Source organism: Roseomonas sp. 18066, from assembly GCF_902706185.1.
Taxonomy (GTDB): domain Bacteria; phylum Pseudomonadota; class Alphaproteobacteria; order Acetobacterales; family Acetobacteraceae; genus Pseudoroseomonas.
The window spans coordinates 1-17354 of the sequence record NZ_CACSJM010000071.1 but is presented as its reverse complement, the minus strand read 5'-3'; the positions used below and the strand labels follow the sequence as shown (position 1 = coordinate 17354).

Below are 17354 nucleotides of genomic sequence, written 5' to 3'. Positions count from 1 at the left end.
AGGGCTGTAGTGGCCGCCCCCGCAGAAGCATGATACGTCCGGCGTATGACCGAGCCCCGCGACGGCGCCGATCGCCTCGAGCTGATGCGCAGCTTCCTGACGGTGGCCGAGACCGGCACCCTCTCGGCCGCGGCCAGGCGGCTCGGCGTCAGCCAGCCCACCATCAGCCGAAGGCTGCAGCAGTTGGAGCGGCTCTTGGGCCTGCGCCTGCTCAGCCGCTCCACCCACGGCCTGTCGCTGACCGCCGAGGGCGAGCGCGCCCTGGCCCAGGCGCGCGACCTGCTCGACGGCTGGGAGGCGCTGGAGGCTTCTCTGCGCGGCGCCCGCGACGCGCCGCGCGGGCTGCTGCGTGTCCAGGTGCCGCATGCCTTCGGCCAGGATCAGCTGATCGCGCCGCTGGCCGAGTATCTGCGCGCCTGGCCCGAGGCCCAGGTCGAATGGCGCCTGGTCGACCGCGCCCCCGATTTCGTCAATGGCGGCATCGACTGCGCCATCCGCGTCGGCTGGGTCGAGGACCCCTCGGTGGTCGCCGTGCTGCTGGCCGAGGTGCCGCGCATCGCCGTGGCCGCCCCCAGCCTCGGCGCCGATGGCACCGGAATCGAGGCCCTGGCTGCCCTGCCCTGGCTGGCGCTGACCACCTATTACCGCGACGAGGTGCTGCTGACCCATCCGCAGCACGGAACACAGCGCATCCCGATGCGGCCGCGCATGGCGACCGACAGCCTCTATGCGCTGCGCGCCGCCTGCCTGGCCGGGGTGGGGGCGGCGGTGGTCTCGGCCTGGGTGGTGGCGGACGACCTGGCCGCCGGCCGGCTGGTGCAGCTGGCCCCGGGCTGGCAGGCGGCGCCTTTGCCCGTCTACCTGATCTACCCCGCCGGCCGCCTGCAGCCCGCGCGGCTGCGGGAATTCATCGCGCTGATCCGCGCCCGGCTGCCGGGCATCACCGGGCTGGCGCGGCCCTCGCGTTGACAGGGCTGGCCCCCGGCCGAAAGCTGCGTGCCGAACGCCGTCCGGGAGAGACAGAAAAATGGCTTCCACCGTGCTTGATTCGCTGCTGTTCCGCGATGCGTTCTCGACGCCCGCCATGCGCGCCGTCTTCGCCGACCGGATGCTGGTCGCCCGCTATATCGAGGTGGAGATCGCCCTGGCCCGCGCCGAGGCCCGCCTCGGCATCATCCCCCAGGCCGCCGCCGACGAAATCGCCGCCCGCTGCAACGTCGAAGACCTCGACTTCGACAAGCTGCGGCACGAGACCGACAATGTCGGCTACCCCATCCTGCCGCTGGTGCATCAGCTGGTGGCGCAATGCGGCGAGGCCGGCCGCTGGCTGCATTGGGGCGCCACCACCCAGGACATCATGGACACCGCCGATGTCCTGCGCCTGCGCGACGGCATCACCTTGGTGGAGGCCGATGTCGCCGAGCTGAGAAGAATCCTGGCGGCGCTGGCGGAGAGGCATCGCGACACGGCGATGGCCGGGCGGACGCATCTGCAGCAGGCCCTGCCCATCACCTTCGGCTACAAGGCCGCCATCTGGCTGGCCGGCTTCGACCGCCATGCCGAGCGGCTGCGCCAGCTGAAGCCCCGCCTGCTGGTCGGGCAATTCGCCGGCGCCGCGGGGACGCTGGCCTCGCTCGGCGATCAGGGCCTCGCCGTGCAGGCCGAATTCTGCCAGGAGCTCGGCCTCGGCCAGCCGGTGACCACCTGGCATGTCGCCCGCGACGCCTTCGCCGAGACGGCGAACCTGCTGGCCTTGATCGCCGGGTCACTCGGAAAAATCGCGCTCGACATCATGCTGCTGGCCTCGACCGAGTTTGCCGAGCTCTACGAGCCTTTCGTCAAAGGCCGGGGCGCTTCCTCGACCATGCCGCAGAAAAGAAATCCGATCTCGGCGGAGCTGATGCTGGCGGCGTCCAAATCGGTGCGCCAGCAGGCCGGGCTGATGCTCGACGCCATGGTGCAGGACCTGGAGCGCGCCACCGGCCCCTGGCATGCCGAATGGGTCGCGCTCCCCGAGGCCTTCCTGCACACCGCCGGCGGCCTGCACCAAGCGAAGTTTGCGCTCGGCGGGCTGATCGTCGATGCCGATCGGATGAGGCAGAATCTGGGGCTGAGCCGCGGGTTGATCGTCGCCGAGGCGGTGATGATGGGCCTGGCCCCGCATGCCGGCCGCGATGCCGCGCATGATATCGTCTACGACGTCTGCCGCGAAGTGAACGAGCAGGGCGGCACCCTGGCCGATGCCCTGTCCCGCCACCCGGAGGTCACCCGCCACCTGGACCGCGCCGCCATCGACCGGCTGACCGACCCGGCCAATTATCTGGGCTTGGCGCCGCAGATGGTCGACCGCGCTGTCGCCGCCTCCCGCGCCCAGGGCTGACCGGAAAAAGGGGGCGCATCGCTGCGCCCCCTCCCCGGCTTACAGGCGCGGGTCGGGCAGCGTCGAGCCGGTGCCCTGGCTGCCGTAGCCGCGGCCGGTGGTGCCCGGCGGATCCAGCGGCTCGGCGCCGCTGTCCCAGCCGGCGGCACGATACTCGGCCTCGCGCTCGGTCAGGTTCACCGGGCTGTGCCGGTCGAGGATGGTCTGCGCCTCCACCACCCGGCTTTCATCGGTACGGACAGCGACCATGCTGCCGCCGCGGCGGACGCCCTCGGCATAGACCGGGGCCTCGGCCTCGCTGACACCGGCCCCCGTCAGGCTGCCGATCAGCCCGCCGGCCGCGGCACCAGCACCCGCCCCGGCCAGCGCCGCCACCAGCGCGCCGGCCGCGACCAGCGGGCCGATGCCCGGGATGGCGATGGCGCCCAGCCCCGCGGCCAGGCCGGCACCGCCGCCCACCACCGTGCCGAGCGTGGCGCCGATGCCGGCGCCCGACTTGCCGCCTTCCTTCACGGGATGCGTCGTGCCGTCCGGCGCGACATAGCCATCGTCCAGCGGCGCGCTGCCCTGGGCGACGATGCCGACATCCTCATGCGAGAAGCCGGCGGCCTCCAGCGCCTGCACCGCCTGCAGCGCATGCTCGCGGGTGTCGTAGAGGCGGGTGATCGTGGTCGTGCTCATGGCATGTCCTCCTGTTGGGGCGCGTCTGCTCAACGCGCCGCGGCGGTGCCGGCCACCACCTGGCCCTGGAAATCCAGCCCGACCTGCTCGGGCTTGCCGTCGCGCATCGCCTGGCCGCGCCAGACGCCCTGCTCGTCCTTCTTCAGCGCCTCCACCTGGGTGAAGCCGGCCGCCTCGATGCGGCCGCGCGCCTGCGCCTCGGTGAAGCTGTTGGAGCCGGCGACGGGAATGCTGCCCACGGCCGGCGGCGCGCTGCGCTCGGCCGGGCGCTCGCCGCCGGGCATGGCCGGGGCCGCCGGCACGGCGGGACGCTCGGGCGGGGCAGGATTGGCGCCAGGGGCCGGGGCGGCAGCGCCCTGCGCCATGGCGGCCGGCGCCGCCAGCAAGGCGACAGCAAGAGCCAGGGCCTTCGTAGTGCCGCGCATCGTTTCTCTCCCTCTCTTCTTGCCGCGCTGAGGTCGAACGCGGCCTTCGGGAAGATAACGACAGACACGGCGAGGCGTTTACACCACGAAGATAATAAAAAAGGCTATGGTTCCGCTTTAGGAAGGCCGGGGGAATGAATTCCCCCGGACCCCCATCTTTTTCTGTTCTGTTTCAGTCCAGCCTCAGCACAAAGCGGCCAGACTGCATCACCGCGCGAACCCCGCCATCCTCGCGATACAACAAACCCAGATCCGCAAACGGATCGCCATCCACCACCAGGAAATCCGCATAAGCTCCGGGCGCCACGACACCCACCAGGCCCTCCAGCTGGCACAGCCGCGCAGCCACCAGCGTCGCGCTCGCCAGGATCTCCCGCGGCGACAACACCCGGGCGCGCAGCGCGAATTCCTGCAGCTGGTATTTGTGCAGGCCCCCCAGCAGGTCGCTGCCGAAGGCCATCGGCAGGCCGGCGCTGCGCATGATGTCGAGCGACTCAAGCCCGCCGCGACGCACCGTCTCGATCTTCGCCACCGAATCCGGCTTCAGCCCCAAGGCCTCGCCTTCGAGCGCCAGCGCGTCATAGGCGATCAGGGTCGGCACCGCGACGGCGCCGCGCGCCACGGCCAGCGCCGCGGTTTCGGCCTGGATCAGGTTGCAATGCTCCAGCGAATGGATGCCGCATTCCACCGCCCGCCGGATCGCCGCATCGGTGTAGAGATGCGCCGAGACATAGGTGCCGAAATTCTCGGCCTCCTCGACCACGGCGCGCAGCTCCTCGCGGGAAAAGCCCAGCGCATGGATCGGGTCGGTCGGCGAGGCCACCCCGCCATTCGCCATCACCTTGATGAAGCGCGCCCCCGAGCGCAGCTCCTGCCGCGCCGCCCGCCGCACCGCATCCACCCCGTCGCACAGCTGCCCCAGCGCGCCGACCCGCTCGGCGAAGATGCCGGGGCGGTCGTCGAAGCGCGGCCGGATATCCGAATGCCCGCCCGACTGGCTCAGCGCCTTGCCGCAGACCACCAGCCGCGGCCCTTCGACCAGGCCTTCCTCCTGCGCCATCGCCAGCCCGGCCTCGGCGCCGCCGACGTCACGCACCGTGGTGAAGCCGCGCCGCAGCATCTGCCCCATCAGCTTTGCGGCGCGCAGCGTCGCCAGCGTGTTCGGCTGCATCGCATTCGCCGCCGTGTCGACCATGGACGCGACCACATGCACATGCGCATCCACCAGCCCCGGCATCAGCGTCCGGCCCGCCAGCTCGATCCGCGTGGCCGCCTGGCTGGCGATCGGCCGGTCCGAGACCTCGCGGATCAGGCCGCCCTCGACCAGCACCTCCAGCCCGTCGAGCAGCACGCCCTGCGCCGCATCCAGCACCCGCCCGCCGGTGAACAGGAACCCCGCCATGCCTCTCTCCTCCGCGCGGCGCCCGGCGGGCGCCATCGGGGCGCGATGCTTCGCCGGCATTTCCGCTTCCGCAAGCCGTTTGCAGGGAAAAAATTAACCAGTCCCGGGCTCAACTCGGTGCATGAGCGCAGCAAAACCTGCCCTGCAGCCGCAGGCGACCCCCCTCCCGCTTCCCCTGCTGCTGCGGCGGCCGGAGAAGCTCCTCTACGCTGGCCTCGGCCTGCTGCTGCTGGCCAGCACCGCCGAGCTCGGCTGGCAGCTCAGCATCGCCACCAGCCTCGACCGCGCCGCCGCGGCGGCCGAGCCCGACACCCCCCTCGGCCTGCGCCGCGCCGTGCTGGACGGCGCCGACCTGCTGGAGGGCGACCGCCTGACCATCGCCACGGCCCCGGGCGGCACCTACAGCCTGACCTACCGCCAGCCGCTCTACGGCCCCCTCACCCGCGCCCTCTGGGGCCCGGAGATCGCCCATCGGGCGCTGGTGCCGCCCACCCCCTAGCGTGTGATCGTCGGAGGCCGGAACGGCCGGAGACGTGAATCACACGCTCAGATCAATGGTGATACGCGGCCGCGCCCAGCAGACCGGTATGCGGCCGCAGCACCTGCCACATCGGCAGCGCCTTCAGATACCCCTCGAACCGCCCCTTGGCGGCGAAGCCCCGGCGGATGGCGGCGCCATCCAGCAGCGGCCCCAGCGTCCGGCACAGCCCGCCGGCGACATAGACCCCGCCCTCGGTCAGCAGGCTGAGCGCCAGGTTGCCGGCGACGGCCCCCAGCATCTCGCAGAACAGCGTCACCGCTTGGGCGCAGACCGGCTCCCCCTTCTGCGCCTGGTCGGACACGTCGCGCGAGCTCTCCAGCGTCAGCACCACGCCTTCCATCTCGGCCAGGATCTGCGCGATCTCCAGCAGCCCCGGCCCCGAGACCAGCCGTTCCTGCGACACATGCCCGCCATGGAGCTTGCGCATCCGCTTCAGGATTTCTGCCTGCAGCCCGTCCTGCGGCGCGAAGGACGCGTGCCCTCCCTCGCTTGGCAGGATCTGGTGCCGGCCTGAGGAATCCTCCTGCAGGAAGGCCACCCCCAGCCCCGTCCCCGGCCCGATCACCAGCCGCGGCCGCCGCGGCCGGGCCTCGCCCGCCTGCAGCACCACCATGTCGCGCGCCTCCAGCAGCGGGATCGCCGCCGCCTGCGCCACGAAGTCGTTGATGATGGTCAGCTTGCGCAGCCCCAGCGCCCGCTCCGCCGCCTGGATGGAAAACCGCCACGGGCTGTTGGTGAAGGCGATGGCGTCCCCCAGCACCGGCGTCGCCACCGCCAGCACGGCTTCCTCCACCGCGCGCCCTTCCAGATAGGCCTGCGCCGCCTCCACCAGCCCGGCGTGATCTTCCACCGGCAGCTTGCGCTCGGCCTCCGGCAGCCCCCCGGCCCGGCACAAGGCGAAGCGGGCATTGGTGCCGCCAATATCGCCGATCAGGCGCAGCGGGGCGTCGGTCATCCAGGCACTCCCTCCAGAAACGCGAAAGGCCCGGCGCAGCGGCGCCGGACCCTCCTGTTGTTGGGCCTCGCGGCCGCCGGCGCAACCGCCTCAGAAAGGCTGCGTCCAGGCCTCCTGGATCAATTCGACGCCGTCGCCCCGCCGCCGCAGATGCGCATAGCCCGGGAAATGCACATGCATCCCCGCCACCAGCATCCGCTCCGACGCGGCCATGTCGAAGGTCCGCTTCCGCGTCGCGATCGCCTGCGCCGGATCGACATCGAACTGCATCGTCACCTCCGGATGCGGCACCTGCACCTCCGGCACATGGATGATGTCGCCCCAGATCAGCAGCTGCGCCTCGCCGGAGGCGATCCGATACCCCGAATGCCCCGGCGTATGCCCCGGCAGATGCACCGCCGTGACCCCCGGAAACACCTCCGCCCCATCGACGAAAGGCTTCAGCCGGTCGCGATACGGCGCCAGCTGCGCCGGGGCATTGGCGAAATACAGCACCCCCTGCTTGGTCTCGGTGGCGATCCGCGCCGCTTCCGGGTCCTGCCAATAGGCGAGCTCCGCCTCGTGCAGCCCGAGCTCCGCCTGCGGGAACAGCGCCTCGCCATGCACATCCGCCAGGCCATTGGAGTGGTCGGGATGCATATGCGTCAGCAGCACCGTGTCGATCGCCTCGGGGGGCACATGCGCCGCGGCCAAGTTGGAAAAAAGCTTCCCCGCCGTCGGCTGCATATGCGGGCCGCAACCCGTGTCGATCAGCGCCATCCGGCCCTGCGACCAGATCAGGAAGGTATTGACCGAACCCCGTCGCGGCGACGGCCTGAACGCGCCGACCAGCAGCTCGGCAATCCGATCCTGCTCCATGCCCTGCAGCGTGGCATTCGACCCGTTCAGATAACCGTCGCTCACCGCGGTGACCACGATGTCGCCGACACGCCGGTGATGCAGGCCAGGGACCTGGAAATCAGGGACAGCGATCATCAGAGCCTCCAAAACAGAAGAAAGATCGGGGGAAGGTATTCCCCCGAACCCCCGTCTATTTTTATCAGTTAAGAATGCGCGAGCTTCAAGCCAGGCTCGCGCCACGGCAACACCGCCAGCTTGCCCGTCGTCGACAGCGTGACATAGGCCGTCTTCAAATCATCCCCGCCGAAGCAAATATTCGTCGGCATCCGGTCGGGCATCGTCACCACATCGACGATCTCACCCTCCGGGCTCACCGTGGTGATCTCGCCGGCCACCAGCGTCGCCACGACGATATTGCCGCTCGCCGCCACCGCCAGGCTGTCCAGCCGGCGGAAGCCCGGGAACTGGCAGACCAGACGGCCACCATGCGGGCTCGGCCAGGGCGCCTTCTTCACCTGCCCCGGACCGATGATGTCCCAGGCCCAGAGCCGCCCCGTCTCGGTCTCGGCGGCATAGACCACCTTGCCATCCGGCGACAGCCCGATGCCATTGGCGCCACCCGGCACCGGAAACGCCGCCTCGACGATCTTCGAGCCATCGGACGCGGCCCAGTAGATCCCGCCATGGTCGCGGTCGCGCGCCCGCACCTTGCCCAGGTCGCTGAACCAGAACCCGTCCTGCCCGTCGAAGACGATGTCGTTGGGGCCCTTCAGCTTCACCCCGTCGACATTGTCGTAGAGCTTCGTCACCGCGCCGGTCTTCGGGTCGATCGTCTCGATCCGTCCGCCCGAATAATCCGCCGCCTGGCCGGAGGGCCGCAGCAGCCCATCCTCCTCATGCCAGGCGAAGCCGCCATTGTTGCACAGGTAGAACAGCCCGCCCGGCCCGACGGCCAGCCCGTTCGGCGAGCCGCTGACCTTGGCGATGACGCTGCGCGTGCCATCGGCGGCGATGCGGCTGACCTCCTGCGCCGCCAGCTCCACCAGCGCCACCGACCCGTCCGGCATGGCGACCGGCCCTTCCGGGAAGCGCAGCCCTTCGGCCAGGATCTTCAATTCGGTCATGACAACACCCCCTCAGATCGCCGAAGGATGACGCGCCAGCGCCGTCACCCGCACATCCATATAGGGAAACAGCGGCAGCCCGGAGAGCAAGGTATGCAGCTCATCGGCGTCAGCCACGTCGAAGATCGAGATATTGGCGTAGCGTCCGGCCACGCGCCACAGCTGCGGCCATTTGCCGGCGCGCTGGATTTCCTGCGCCATCGCCTTTTCCCGCGTCTTCAGGTCATTGGCCTGGTCCGCCGGCATGTCCGGCGGCAGCCGGACCTCCATCGCCACGTGAAACAGCATTTCCTGGCTTCCCCTCAGAACATGTCCATCAGCTTCGCATGGTCCGCGAGGTCGCTCGGCACCCCCTCGAAGATCATCCGGCCGGACTTCATGACCGCCACGCGGTCGGAAACGGCGAAGGCCTCGCCGACATTCTGCTCCACCAGCAGGATCGACATGCCCAGCCGCTGCTGCAGCGCCCGGATCGGCGCCATCAGATCCTGGAAGGTTTTCGGGGCCAGCCCGATCGACGGCTCGTCCAGCAGCAGGATCGAGGGGCGCGACAGCAGCGCCCGCCCGACCGAGACCATCTGCTGCTGCCCGCCCGACAGCGTCCCCGCCCGCCGCGTCCAGAATTCGCGGATGCGCGGCAGCACCTCCAGCACTTCCTCGGTGCGGGTCTCGGCCTCCGCCCCTTCCAGCCGGGCCGACCACAAGGCCAGCTGGAAGATCTCCCGCACCGCCAGCCCGGGGAACACGCCGCGGCCTTCCGGGACATAGGCGACGCCTTCGCGCGCCATGCCCTCCGGCCGCGGCTTCAGCACCTGGCCGCGCAGCCGGATCTCGCCGGAGCTGACCGGATGCAGCCCGAACAGCGTCTTCAGCAGCGTGGATTTCCCGGCGCCGTTATGGCCCACGAGGCACAGCACCTCCCCCTGCGGCAAGGCGAAGTCAAACTGAGAGAAAACCTCGCGGCCGCCATAGCCGGCGCCGAGGCCCTTGCCGGACAGGGCCGACACCGTGTCGCCGCTCATGTCCGCTGCTCCCCGAAATAGATGCCGATCAGCTTGGGGTCGCGCAGGATCTCCTGCGGCGCGCCCTCGGCCAGCTTGGCGCCGCGGTCGAGGAAGGCGATCCGGTCGGCGAGCTCGGTGACGATGTCGAGGTTGTGCTCGATCAGGCAGATGGTGACGCCCTCGGCCACGGCATCGCGCACCAGCTGCACGAAGCGCGCCCGCGAATGCGGGTCGAGCCCGGAGGCCGGCTCGTCCAGCAGCCAGATCCGCGCCCCCGTCGCCAGGATCCGCGCCACCGACAGGAATTTCCGTTCGGCATAGGCGAGGTCGACGGCGCGGGCATCGGCCTGCTGCGTCAGCCCGCAGCGGTCGAGCGCGGCATCCACCGCCGCCTCCCGCTTGCGGGCTGCCACGCCGCCGCCGGGCTGCCACAGCCAGGCGGTGGGCTCGATGGCGGCGCGGACATTGTCGCGCACCGACATCCGCCCGAACAGCCGCAGGTCCTGGAAGCTGCGCGCGACGCCCAGGCGCGCGATATGGTGCGGCGGCTGGCCGAGCACGGATTTCCCGTCCAGCAGCACCTCGCCGCCATCGGGGATGATATGGCCGGTGGCCAGGTTGAACAGCGTGGTCTTGCCGGCGCCGTTCGGCCCGACGAGCGCGGTGGTCACGCCTTCCTGCAGGTCCAGGTCGACATTCTGGACGGCGGCGAGGCCGCCGAACTTCTTGTCCAGGCCGCGGATGGAAAAGGGGACACCCATCAGCGCCGCCCCCCCGCGATGCCGGCCGGCCGGAAGATCATCAGCAAGGTCATGGCCAGCCCGTAGATCAGCTGCTGCACCGCGCCGATCTGCGTCGGCGGGATGAAGGGCAGGAAGGACAGCCCCGCTGGCAGCAGCAGCAGCAGCAGCACGCCGAGCAAAGGCCCGGCCAGCGTCGCCGTCCCGCCGATGATCACCATCGCCATCACCAGGATCGACTGCTCGAGGGTAAAGCTCTCGACATTGACGAAGGCCATGTAGAAGGCGAAGAGCGCGCCGGCGACGCCCGCCATGGCGCAGCCCAGGGCGACGGCCAGGGTCTTCAGCGCCCGCACATCCTTGCCGAAGGCCTCCGCCGCGCTCTCGCTGTCGCGGATCGCCATCAGCGCGCGGCCGAAGCTGCCGCGCATCAGCAGCCGCACCGCCAGCAGCAGCACCGCCAGCACAGCGAGCGCGAAGCCCAGGAAGGGCGCCGGCGCAGAGACATCGGCGCCGAACAGCGTGGCCGGCGGAATGCCCACCAGCCCGCCATGCCCGCCGGTCAGCGAATGCGCTTCCGAGAAGACGGTCACCGCCATCATCTGCAGCCCGAGGCTGGCGGCGACGAAATACTCGCCCCGCACCCGCAGCGCCGGCAGCGCCAGGCAGAGCGACAGCGCAGCCGAGATGGCGCCCCCCGCCAGGCACGCCAGCAACACATCGGGGATGAACTGCAGCGCCAACTGCGCGCCCGCATAAGCCCCAAGCCCGAAGAAGACGGCATGGGCAATTGAAAAAATGCCGGCATAGCCGATCAGCACGTTCAGGCTGGCGGCCAGGATGCCGAAGATGGTGGCGAGCGTCGCCAGGTTGATCAGATAGGCGGTCACCGCGCCACCGCCTGGCCGAACAGGCCGCTGGGCTTGAACAGGATGAAGGCGAAGAGCACGACGAAGCCGGCGGCCGCACTCCATTGCGTGTCGAGCACCGAGACCACCAGATTCTCCACCACGCCGAGCAGCAGCCCGGCCAATGCGGCGCCACGCAGGCTGCCGATGCCGCCCACCACGGCGGCGGCCAGCGACACCAGCATGACCTGGGCCGAGATCGCCGGCTGCAGCCCCGAGGTCACCGCCGTCAGCACCGCCCCCGGCACCGCCAGCGCCGAGCCGAGCCCGAAGGCCACCATCGACAGCCGGCGCGACGACAGGCCGAAGGCGCGCAGCAGCTCCGGGTTCTCCGACAGGGCGCGCAGCCCGATGCCCAGCCGCGTCCGTTCCAGGAACAGGGTGACGGCGCCGAACATCACCAGCGCGACGCCGATCGCGACCCAGAAGATATCGGCCAGATACAGCCCCGGCAGCACCTCATGCGCGCGGGTCAGCGGCGAGGCGACGACGGCGAAGCCGCGGCCGAAGCCGATCTCGATCAGGCTCTGCACCACGATCGACATGCCGAAGGCGGCGACGAAGACCGTGAAGAACGAGCCCTCGTGCCGCTGGATCGGGCGGTAGACGAAGAAGTCCATGAACAGGCCGAAGGCGACGGCGACGACCAGCGCCGCCCCCGCGCCCAGGAACCAGGGAAACCCCGCCTGGCTGAGCGCCAGGAAGGTATAGCCGGCCAGCGCGAAGGTCGCGCCATGCGCCACGTGGAACACCCGGGTCGCGCCGAAGATCAGCGCGAAGCCGGCCGCCGTCAGCGCATAGATCGCCCCGGTCTGGATGCCGCTGACCAGAAGCTGCAGGAACAGCATCAGGCGATCTTCTGCGACCGGCCGCCGCGCACCTGGTTGATCTGCATCGGCATGCTCATGGTGCCGCGCTCCTCGAAGACGCCCTCGCCGCCAACCAGCGCGAAACGCTTCACCCGCAGCCATTCCTCGCGGAGGTTCTCGCCATCGACCGGCTTGCCCGCCTTCTCCAGCCCCTGGGCCAGCAGGCCGAACAGCCGCATGCCGTTATAGTAGTTCTGGTGATAGGCGGTGGGCTCGCTGTTGTGCTTGGCCCGCCAGTCGGTGACGAAGCGCTTGGTCACCGGGTCCTCGCGCGTCCAGTCGGCCGCCTGGCCGCTGAGCACCAGGCCCTCGGCCTCCGGCAGCGCCTGCACCGAGGGGATCGAGCCGCCGGAATAGGTCAGCAGCGGCTGGCTGACGCCATTGTCGCGCAGCTGCTTGACGATCTGCGACTGCTGCGCGCCGTAGCTGGCGAAATACACCGCGTCGGGCTTGGAATCGCGCACGCGGGCGGCGATGGCGGCGAATTGCTGCGTCGCCGGCGGGATGCTGAAGCTGCCGACCAGCTGGCCGCCGATGCCCGGCAGGCCGTTCTTCAGCTCCGACAGCACGCCGGTGCCGAGCGGGTCGTCGACATAGACCAGCGCGATCTTCAGCAGCTTCTGCGCCTGAAGCCAGGGCAGCATGGCCTGCACCTCCTGGTTCACCAGGGGGATGACGTTCCAGAAATAGGGCGACAGCTCGGCGAGGTCGGGGCCGACGCCGCCGCCATTGATCATCACCGTCTTGTTGCGCGTGCCGATCGGGGCCGCGGCCTTCGACACGCCGGTGAAGCCCAGCAGCACATAGGGCGCGCGGTCGACATTGGCGAGCTTGGTCATGCCGACGGCGCCGCCCTGCGGCGTGCCCTGGCTGTCCTGGGCGCGCAGGTCGATCGGGCGCTGCAGCATCTTGTCGGCGGTGATGTGCTCGATGGCGAGCTGGATGCCGCTGGTGAAGATGCCACCATATTCGGCATTGGGCCCGGCCATCGGGAACAGCGTGCCGATGACATGGGCGCCCGCCTGGGCGCGCGCCAGGCGGGGGGCGGCAAGCGGGCTGGCCAGGCCAAGGGCCGTGGCCGCCAGCAGGCTGCGGCGATGCAACATCTCTCTTCTCTCCGTCCCTATCGCGCTGGCGGCGACCGGTCTTGAAACCCGGTCGATTTGTCCGCCAGATGGACATATGTCCGCTTTTGCCGTTAGGTCAGACCGGGCGGGCGGCGGTGTCAAGCCTCTTCGCCGCAACCTTGGCCAGCGCGCCGCTGGCGGCTTTCGAAGCGGGAGGGAAAACAGGCATGTCGCCGCCCGAGGCCTCGACCCCTGAATTCGTCGCATCCCTCGGCCGGGGCCTGGCCGTGCTGGAATGCTTCGGCACCGGGCGGGAGAGGCAGACGCTGTCCCAGGTGGCGGCGCTGACCGGCCTCAGCCGCGGCACCGCCCGCCGCTTCCTGCTGACGCTCACGGCGCTGGACTATCTGGCCAGCGACGGCAAGCTGTTCTGGCTGACGCCGCGGGTGCTGCGCTTCAGCCATGGCTACCTCGCCAGCTTCGGCCGCGCCGAGATGGTCAAGCCGGTGATCCAGGCGGTCTCCGAGCAGCTCAACGAAAGCTGCTCCATGGCGGTGCTGGATGGCTCGGACGTGGTCTATATCGCCCGCGTCGAGGCGCGCCGGGTCTATTCCTCGCGCATCGATGTCGGCTCCCGCCTGCCCGCCCATGCCTCCTCGCTCGGCCGCGTGCTGCTGGCCGGGCTGGCCGAGCCGGCGCTGGAGGCCTGGCTGGCGCGCCACCCGCCGCAGGCCTGGACCGCGCGCACCATCATCGACCCGGCCCAGCTGCGCGCCCGCATCGTCGAGGCCCGGCGCCAGCGCTACGCCATCCTCGATGGCGAGCTCGAGCTCGGCTCCCGCTCCATCGCCGTGCCGATCCAGGACGCCGCCGGCCGCACCGTCGCCGCGTTGAACATCGGCACCTCCGCCGCGCGGGCGCCGCTCGACCAGCTGCGCCGCCAGTTCCTGCCGGTGCTGCGCGCCGCCGCCGCCGAGATCGCCCCGGGCTTCACCGGCTGGTGACCGCCCACCGCTTCACCAACCCCGGTCAAGGCTCTATGACGCCGGCGACCTCGGCGGATGGATGCGCTTCGTGACCGGCTACCCTCTTGGCGACCAGCGCCCTGCCTCGGCTCGCCACGGCATCAGGATACCGCATCCCCGGCGCCGCCACCTGCTGGCGGCGCTGGCCGGCCTGGGCGCCACGCCCGCCGCCGCGCTCGACCTGCCGCGGGTCGCCGAATGGCAGATGGCCGGGCCCTCGGGGCCGATGCAGCTGCGCCTGGCCTGGCCGGAGGCGCCGCCGCCCCCTGGCGGCCACCCGCTGCTGCTGGTGCTGGACGGCAATCTCTGGTTCCTGACCGCGGTCGAGATCCAGCGCGCCATGCTGCCGCGCTTCGAGCTGTCGGGCGCCCAGCCCCCCGTCATCTGCGCCATCGGCTATGCCGGGGACGACCGCCGCGACTGGCTGCGGCGCCGCGCGCTGGACGACACCCCCGCCTCCCCTGACGCGCCCCCGGGCCATGGCGGGGCGGATGCCTTCCTCGACTTCATCGAGGCCGAGCTGCTGCCGGCCATCGCCGCCCGCGCCCCCTTCGACCCGGCCCGCCGCGCCCTCTTCGGCCATTCCTATGGCGGGCTGCTGGCGCTGCACGCCTTCCTGACCCGGCCCAACCTTTTCGCCGGCACCGCCGCCATCAGCCCCAGCCTGTGGTGGAACCAGGGCGCGCTCGACCCGGCCATCGAGACCTTCCTGGCCGCCCCGCCGGCCAACACGCCACGGCGCCGCCTGCTGCTGGCGGCCGGCGAGATGGAGGCGGCCGAGGCCCCAGGGCTCGCTGCCAAGCTGCCCCCGGCGCGCCTCGCCCGCATCGCCGAGAATCGCGTCGTCGGCCGCGCCCGCGACCTGGCGCAGCGCCTCGCGGCCTTGCCGGCGCCGCCAATCCTCGACTTCACCGTCTTCGCCGGCGAGGATCATGGCTCGGTCATCCCGGCTGCCCTCTCGCGCGCCATCCGCTTCGCCGTGCCGCGCTGAATGTCTAACCGGGTTAGACATTCGCGGCCCCTGCCCTAGACTGTCCTTCGCTCAAGCTGTCGTCTTCAGCGATCGGGGAAAACTCTGTGCCATCTGCCAAGCCCGCGGCCGCCGGCCCGAAGAACACGGCCCGCTGGCTGTCCTGCCAGAGCCCGAAGGGCGGCACCGGCAAGACCACCTGCGTGCTGAACCTGGCCACCTTCGCCGCCCGCGACGGGCTGCGCACCGCCATCCTCGACACCGACATGCAGCGCTCGCTCTCGGCCTGGCACCGGCTGCGCCCGGCCGATGCGGCGCCGATCCGCCTGTTCTCCCGCCCGCTGACCGAGATCGAGGCCGCCATCGCCGAGATCGACGCGACGCCGGATATCGACATTGTCCTGGTCGACACCCCGCCCGCCATCGAATACCTGCCGCAGCAGACCTCGATCCTGCTCGACCGCTCGGATTTTGTCCTGGTCCCGGCGACCACCGGCAAGCCCGACGTTGATTCGGTGATCGGCTGGATGGCCCTGCTGAAGGAACGCCGCATCCGCTCGGCCTTCCTGATCAACCGCGCCAGCCGCGTCACCCTGCCGGCCAAGACCAAGGGCGCCGAGCCCGCGACCGGCACGCTGTCCTTCCGTGACGCCCAGCGCCGGCTGAACAAGGCCGGGCTGCTGTGCCCGCTGCCGGTGCGGCAATTGGAAGACATCCAGAACACCCATGGCTACGGTGTCGGCGTCTGCGAGATCTCCGGCGCCAAGGGCGCCGATGACTTCGAGGCCGCCTGGGACTTCGTCCGCAACATGATGGGGCTGTGACCGCCATGGCCTATTCCCGCCGCCAGCTGCAGAAGCGCCGCGACGACCTGGAAGCTGGCGAAGCGCCGCCCGCCGCCTTCGCCGAGATGCATGACGAGCGGGTGGCCCTCGTCGCCAACGCCCTGGTGCCGCTGCGCTCGGCCGACCAGGCGGTCGAGCATATCGGCCGGCTGTGGAAGGAGGCGCAGGACAAGTTCCTGGCCATCGGCCGCTACCTGGTCGAGGCCCGCCGCCGCTTCCCCAAGGCCTATGAGCGCGAAGTGGTCGACCGCCTGCCCTTCGGCCGCCAGGTGGCCTACCAGCTGGCCACCGTCGCCCGCGCGGTCGATGCCGGCACCTTCCAGTCCGGCGAGCTGCCGCGCACCTATTCGGCGGCCTATCTGCTGACCACCCTCGCCGACGAGGAGCTCGACCAGGCGCGGTTGAAAGGCCTGGTCCATCCGGATGTGCGGCGGCGGGAAATCGAGGCCTTCAAGAAAACCCTCGAGCAGCAACGGCAGGAAGCCCTGGGGCGGCGGACCCTGCTGCTGCAGCAGCAGGCGACGCTGAAAGCCCGCATCCAGAAACTGGCGGACGCCATGGAGCAAGCCATCGCCGAGCTCAAATACGTCGAGAAAGAATTGGAAAGATGAAGGCCGGGGGCATTGAATGCCCCCGGACCCCCACATTCTTTTCTACCGCTTCCCGGCGGCGATGCGCTGGGCCTCCGGCCGCAAACGCAACAGCGCCATCGAGACAATGCCCAGCAGCGGGCCCGGCACCAGCACCACGAAAGCCCATTGCCAGCCGGTCACACTGGCAACCAAGGGCACCAGCCAGATCGCCACGGCGGTCAGGCCAAAACCCAGGCCCAGCTGCACCGTCAATGCAGTGCCCACCAGCGACGGATCGCCGACCTCGGTCACCACAGCCGAGAACTGCGCGGAATCGGCGATCACCGTCGCACCCCAGACCAGCCCGACCAGTATCAGCAGCCACAGCGGGCCGGCATAGGCGAAGCCGATCAGGGCGGCGCAAAGGCCGGACGCGGCCATCAGCGCCATCGTCACCGCCGTCCGGCCGAAGCGGTCCGCCAGCACGCCGGCGACCACGCAGGCCGGCGCCCCCACCGCCACGATCGCGAAGCACAGCAGCGAGGCCAGCCAGCCCTGCTCCCCGCCAAGCCGCTCGGACAGGAACAGCAGCATCCAGGCCCACATGGCATAGAGCTCCCACATGTGGCCGAGATAGCCGCCGGTCGCCAGCAGCACCGGCCGCGCGGACAGGGCCTGCCGCAGCCGCCGCGCATCGAAGCTGGAGCGTGGAAACGGATAGGGCCCGTCGCGCAGCAGCAGCACGCCCGCGCCGCCCAGCGCCGTCGCCAGGCTGGCCGCCACGATCACCCCCTGCCAGGCCACCCCGCCCAGCGCATTGACCGCATGCGGCAGCGCCGAGCCCAGCGTTAGCGCCCCGATCACGCTGCCCAGCGCCACGCCCCGGCCGCGCCGGAACCAGGTGGCGACCAGCTTCAGCGCCGGCGGATAGATCCCCGCCATCAGCACGCCGGTGGCAACCCGCAGCCCGAGCGCCACCCCCGGCCCCGGCGCCCAGAGCAGCGCC

The 17354-nt window shown here is 70.6% G+C and carries 20 protein-coding genes; 7 read left to right on the top strand and 13 right to left on the bottom strand.

Translation table 11 applies throughout. The features are described 5' to 3' along the window. Window positions 1-45: 45 nt before the first annotated feature. Together GVN67_RS15570 and GVN67_RS15565 are read left to right on the top strand one after the other, a co-directional pair. Entirely contained in the window at window positions 46-969 is a 924-nt protein-coding gene (locus GVN67_RS15570; protein WP_159997563.1) for a LysR family transcriptional regulator, read from the top strand. 58 nt (window positions 970-1027) lie between these two features. Then, entirely contained in the window at window positions 1028-2380 is a 1353-nt protein-coding gene (locus tag GVN67_RS15565; protein ID WP_159997562.1) for an adenylosuccinate lyase family protein, read from the top strand. A 39-nt stretch (window positions 2381-2419) separates the two neighbouring features. Here GVN67_RS15565 and GVN67_RS15560 read toward each other — a convergent pair whose 3' ends face one another. The 3 genes from GVN67_RS15560 to GVN67_RS15550 form a co-directional block, all read right to left on the bottom strand. After that, window positions 2420-3061: a hypothetical protein gene (locus tag GVN67_RS15560; protein ID WP_159997561.1), complete on the bottom strand. Its 642-nt coding sequence runs from the start codon at window positions 3059-3061 to the stop codon at window positions 2420-2422. Window positions 3062-3090: 29 nt separating this feature from the next. After that, window positions 3091-3486: a PepSY domain-containing protein gene (locus GVN67_RS15555; protein ID WP_159997560.1), complete on the bottom strand. Its 396-nt coding sequence runs from the start codon at window positions 3484-3486 to the stop codon at window positions 3091-3093. A gap of 172 nt (window positions 3487-3658) precedes the next feature. Further along, a complete protein-coding gene (locus GVN67_RS15550; protein ID WP_159997559.1) occupies window positions 3659-4888 on the bottom strand; it encodes an amidohydrolase family protein in 1230 nt (409 codons plus the stop codon). Window positions 4889-5009: 121 nt separating this feature from the next. Here GVN67_RS15550 and GVN67_RS15545 point away from each other — a divergent pair, with 121 nt between their 5' ends. Continuing rightward, the gene (locus tag GVN67_RS15545) at window positions 5010-5387 is read left to right on the top strand and encodes a hypothetical protein (protein ID WP_159997558.1); all 378 of its coding nucleotides are present in this window, start codon (window positions 5010-5012) and stop codon (window positions 5385-5387) included. 52 nt (window positions 5388-5439) lie between these two features. Here GVN67_RS15545 and glk read toward each other — a convergent pair whose 3' ends face one another. The 9 genes from glk to GVN67_RS15500 all read right to left on the bottom strand — a co-directional run bounded on the left by glk (window position 5440) and on the right by GVN67_RS15500 (window position 12975). Then, on the bottom strand, window positions 5440-6384 hold the full coding sequence (glk, locus tag GVN67_RS15540) for a glucokinase (protein WP_159997556.1): 945 nt from the start codon (window positions 6382-6384) through the stop codon (window positions 5440-5442). 90 nt (window positions 6385-6474) lie between these two features. Then, complete coding sequence (locus GVN67_RS15535; RefSeq protein ID WP_159997553.1) at window positions 6475-7359, bottom strand: MBL fold metallo-hydrolase; 885 nt, start codon at window positions 7357-7359, stop codon at window positions 6475-6477. A 68-nt stretch (window positions 7360-7427) separates the two neighbouring features. Continuing rightward, the gene (locus GVN67_RS15530; RefSeq protein ID WP_159997551.1) at window positions 7428-8348 is read right to left on the bottom strand and encodes an SMP-30/gluconolactonase/LRE family protein; all 921 of its coding nucleotides are present in this window, start codon (window positions 8346-8348) and stop codon (window positions 7428-7430) included. 12 nt (window positions 8349-8360) lie between these two features. Continuing rightward, window positions 8361-8636 (bottom strand): muconolactone Delta-isomerase, encoded by a 276-nt coding sequence (catC, locus tag GVN67_RS15525; protein WP_159997549.1) that lies wholly within the window; start codon window positions 8634-8636, stop codon window positions 8361-8363. A gap of 14 nt (window positions 8637-8650) precedes the next feature. Then, window positions 8651-9370, bottom strand: a complete 720-nt coding sequence (locus GVN67_RS15520; protein ID WP_159997547.1) for an ABC transporter ATP-binding protein — start codon at window positions 9368-9370, stop codon at window positions 8651-8653. Further along, window positions 9367-10113: an ABC transporter ATP-binding protein gene (locus GVN67_RS15515; RefSeq protein ID WP_159997545.1), complete on the bottom strand. Its 747-nt coding sequence runs from the start codon at window positions 10111-10113 to the stop codon at window positions 9367-9369. The genes GVN67_RS15520 and GVN67_RS15515 overlap by 4 nt, the downstream gene beginning before the upstream one ends. Beyond that, window positions 10113-10982 carry a branched-chain amino acid ABC transporter permease gene (locus GVN67_RS15510; RefSeq protein WP_159997543.1) on the bottom strand — a complete coding sequence of 290 codons (870 nt, stop codon included), beginning with the start codon at window positions 10980-10982 and terminating at the stop codon, window positions 10113-10115. The genes GVN67_RS15515 and GVN67_RS15510 overlap by 1 nt, the downstream gene beginning before the upstream one ends. Further along, window positions 10979-11848: a branched-chain amino acid ABC transporter permease gene (locus GVN67_RS15505; protein WP_159997541.1), complete on the bottom strand. Its 870-nt coding sequence runs from the start codon at window positions 11846-11848 to the stop codon at window positions 10979-10981. The genes GVN67_RS15510 and GVN67_RS15505 overlap by 4 nt, the downstream gene beginning before the upstream one ends. Further along, window positions 11848-12975 carry an ABC transporter substrate-binding protein gene (locus tag GVN67_RS15500; RefSeq protein WP_159997539.1) on the bottom strand — a complete coding sequence of 376 codons (1128 nt, stop codon included), beginning with the start codon at window positions 12973-12975 and terminating at the stop codon, window positions 11848-11850. Before GVN67_RS15500 ends, GVN67_RS15505 begins: the two co-directional genes overlap by 1 nt. Window positions 12976-13163: 188 nt before the next feature. Between GVN67_RS15500 and GVN67_RS15495 the strand changes: the two genes are divergently transcribed. The 4 genes from GVN67_RS15495 to GVN67_RS15480 all read left to right on the top strand — a co-directional run bounded on the left by GVN67_RS15495 (window position 13164) and on the right by GVN67_RS15480 (window position 16387). After that, the gene (locus GVN67_RS15495; RefSeq protein WP_159997537.1) at window positions 13164-13940 is read left to right on the top strand and encodes an IclR family transcriptional regulator C-terminal domain-containing protein; all 777 of its coding nucleotides are present in this window, start codon (window positions 13164-13166) and stop codon (window positions 13938-13940) included. A gap of 70 nt (window positions 13941-14010) precedes the next feature. Further along, window positions 14011-14952 (top strand): alpha/beta hydrolase, encoded by a 942-nt coding sequence (locus tag GVN67_RS15490; RefSeq protein WP_159997534.1) that lies wholly within the window; start codon window positions 14011-14013, stop codon window positions 14950-14952. A gap of 86 nt (window positions 14953-15038) precedes the next feature. Then, window positions 15039-15755 (top strand): ParA family protein, encoded by a 717-nt coding sequence (locus GVN67_RS15485; protein WP_159997532.1) that lies wholly within the window; start codon window positions 15039-15041, stop codon window positions 15753-15755. Window positions 15756-15760: 5 nt separating this feature from the next. After that, window positions 15761-16387, top strand: a complete 627-nt coding sequence (locus GVN67_RS15480) for a hypothetical protein (RefSeq protein WP_159997530.1) — start codon at window positions 15761-15763, stop codon at window positions 16385-16387. Between the two features lie 42 nt (window positions 16388-16429). Here GVN67_RS15480 and GVN67_RS15475 read toward each other — a convergent pair. Next, window positions 16430-17354: MFS transporter (locus GVN67_RS15475; RefSeq protein ID WP_159997528.1), on the bottom strand; the 925-nt coding region annotated here is incomplete at its 5' end.

What these genes read in the sequence shown, in the direction of transcription:
- GVN67_RS15570 (WP_159997563.1), top strand. Translation starts at nt 46, where the DNA reads ATGACCGAGCCCCGCGACGGCGCCGATCGCCTCGAGCTGATGCGCAGC.
- GVN67_RS15545 (WP_159997558.1), top strand. Translation starts at nt 5,010, where the DNA reads ATGAGCGCAGCAAAACCTGCCCTGCAGCCGCAGGCGACCCCCCTCCCG.
- GVN67_RS15565 (WP_159997562.1), top strand. Translation starts at nt 1,028, where the DNA reads ATGGCTTCCACCGTGCTTGATTCGCTGCTGTTCCGCGATGCGTTCTCG.
- GVN67_RS15560 (WP_159997561.1), bottom strand. Translation starts at nt 3,061, where the DNA reads ATGAGCACGACCACGATCACCCGCCTCTACGACACCCGCGAGCATGCG.
- GVN67_RS15550 (WP_159997559.1), bottom strand. Translation starts at nt 4,888, where the DNA reads ATGGCGGGGTTCCTGTTCACCGGCGGGCGGGTGCTGGATGCGGCGCAG.
- GVN67_RS15555 (WP_159997560.1), bottom strand. Translation starts at nt 3,486, where the DNA reads ATGCGCGGCACTACGAAGGCCCTGGCTCTTGCTGTCGCCTTGCTGGCG.
- GVN67_RS15515 (WP_159997545.1), bottom strand. Translation starts at nt 10,113, where the DNA reads ATGGGTGTCCCCTTTTCCATCCGCGGCCTGGACAAGAAGTTCGGCGGC.
- GVN67_RS15535 (WP_159997553.1), bottom strand. Translation starts at nt 7,359, where the DNA reads ATGATCGCTGTCCCTGATTTCCAGGTCCCTGGCCTGCATCACCGGCGT.
- GVN67_RS15520 (WP_159997547.1), bottom strand. Translation starts at nt 9,370, where the DNA reads ATGAGCGGCGACACGGTGTCGGCCCTGTCCGGCAAGGGCCTCGGCGCC.
- GVN67_RS15505 (WP_159997541.1), bottom strand. Translation starts at nt 11,848, where the DNA reads ATGCTGTTCCTGCAGCTTCTGGTCAGCGGCATCCAGACCGGGGCGATC.
- glk (WP_159997556.1), bottom strand. Translation starts at nt 6,384, where the DNA reads ATGACCGACGCCCCGCTGCGCCTGATCGGCGATATTGGCGGCACCAAT.
- GVN67_RS15530 (WP_159997551.1), bottom strand. Translation starts at nt 8,348, where the DNA reads ATGACCGAATTGAAGATCCTGGCCGAAGGGCTGCGCTTCCCGGAAGGG.
- catC (WP_159997549.1), bottom strand. Translation starts at nt 8,636, where the DNA reads ATGCTGTTTCACGTGGCGATGGAGGTCCGGCTGCCGCCGGACATGCCG.
- GVN67_RS15480 (WP_159997530.1), top strand. Translation starts at nt 15,761, where the DNA reads ATGGCCTATTCCCGCCGCCAGCTGCAGAAGCGCCGCGACGACCTGGAA.
- GVN67_RS15495 (WP_159997537.1), top strand. Translation starts at nt 13,164, where the DNA reads ATGTCGCCGCCCGAGGCCTCGACCCCTGAATTCGTCGCATCCCTCGGC.
- GVN67_RS15500 (WP_159997539.1), bottom strand. Translation starts at nt 12,975, where the DNA reads ATGTTGCATCGCCGCAGCCTGCTGGCGGCCACGGCCCTTGGCCTGGCC.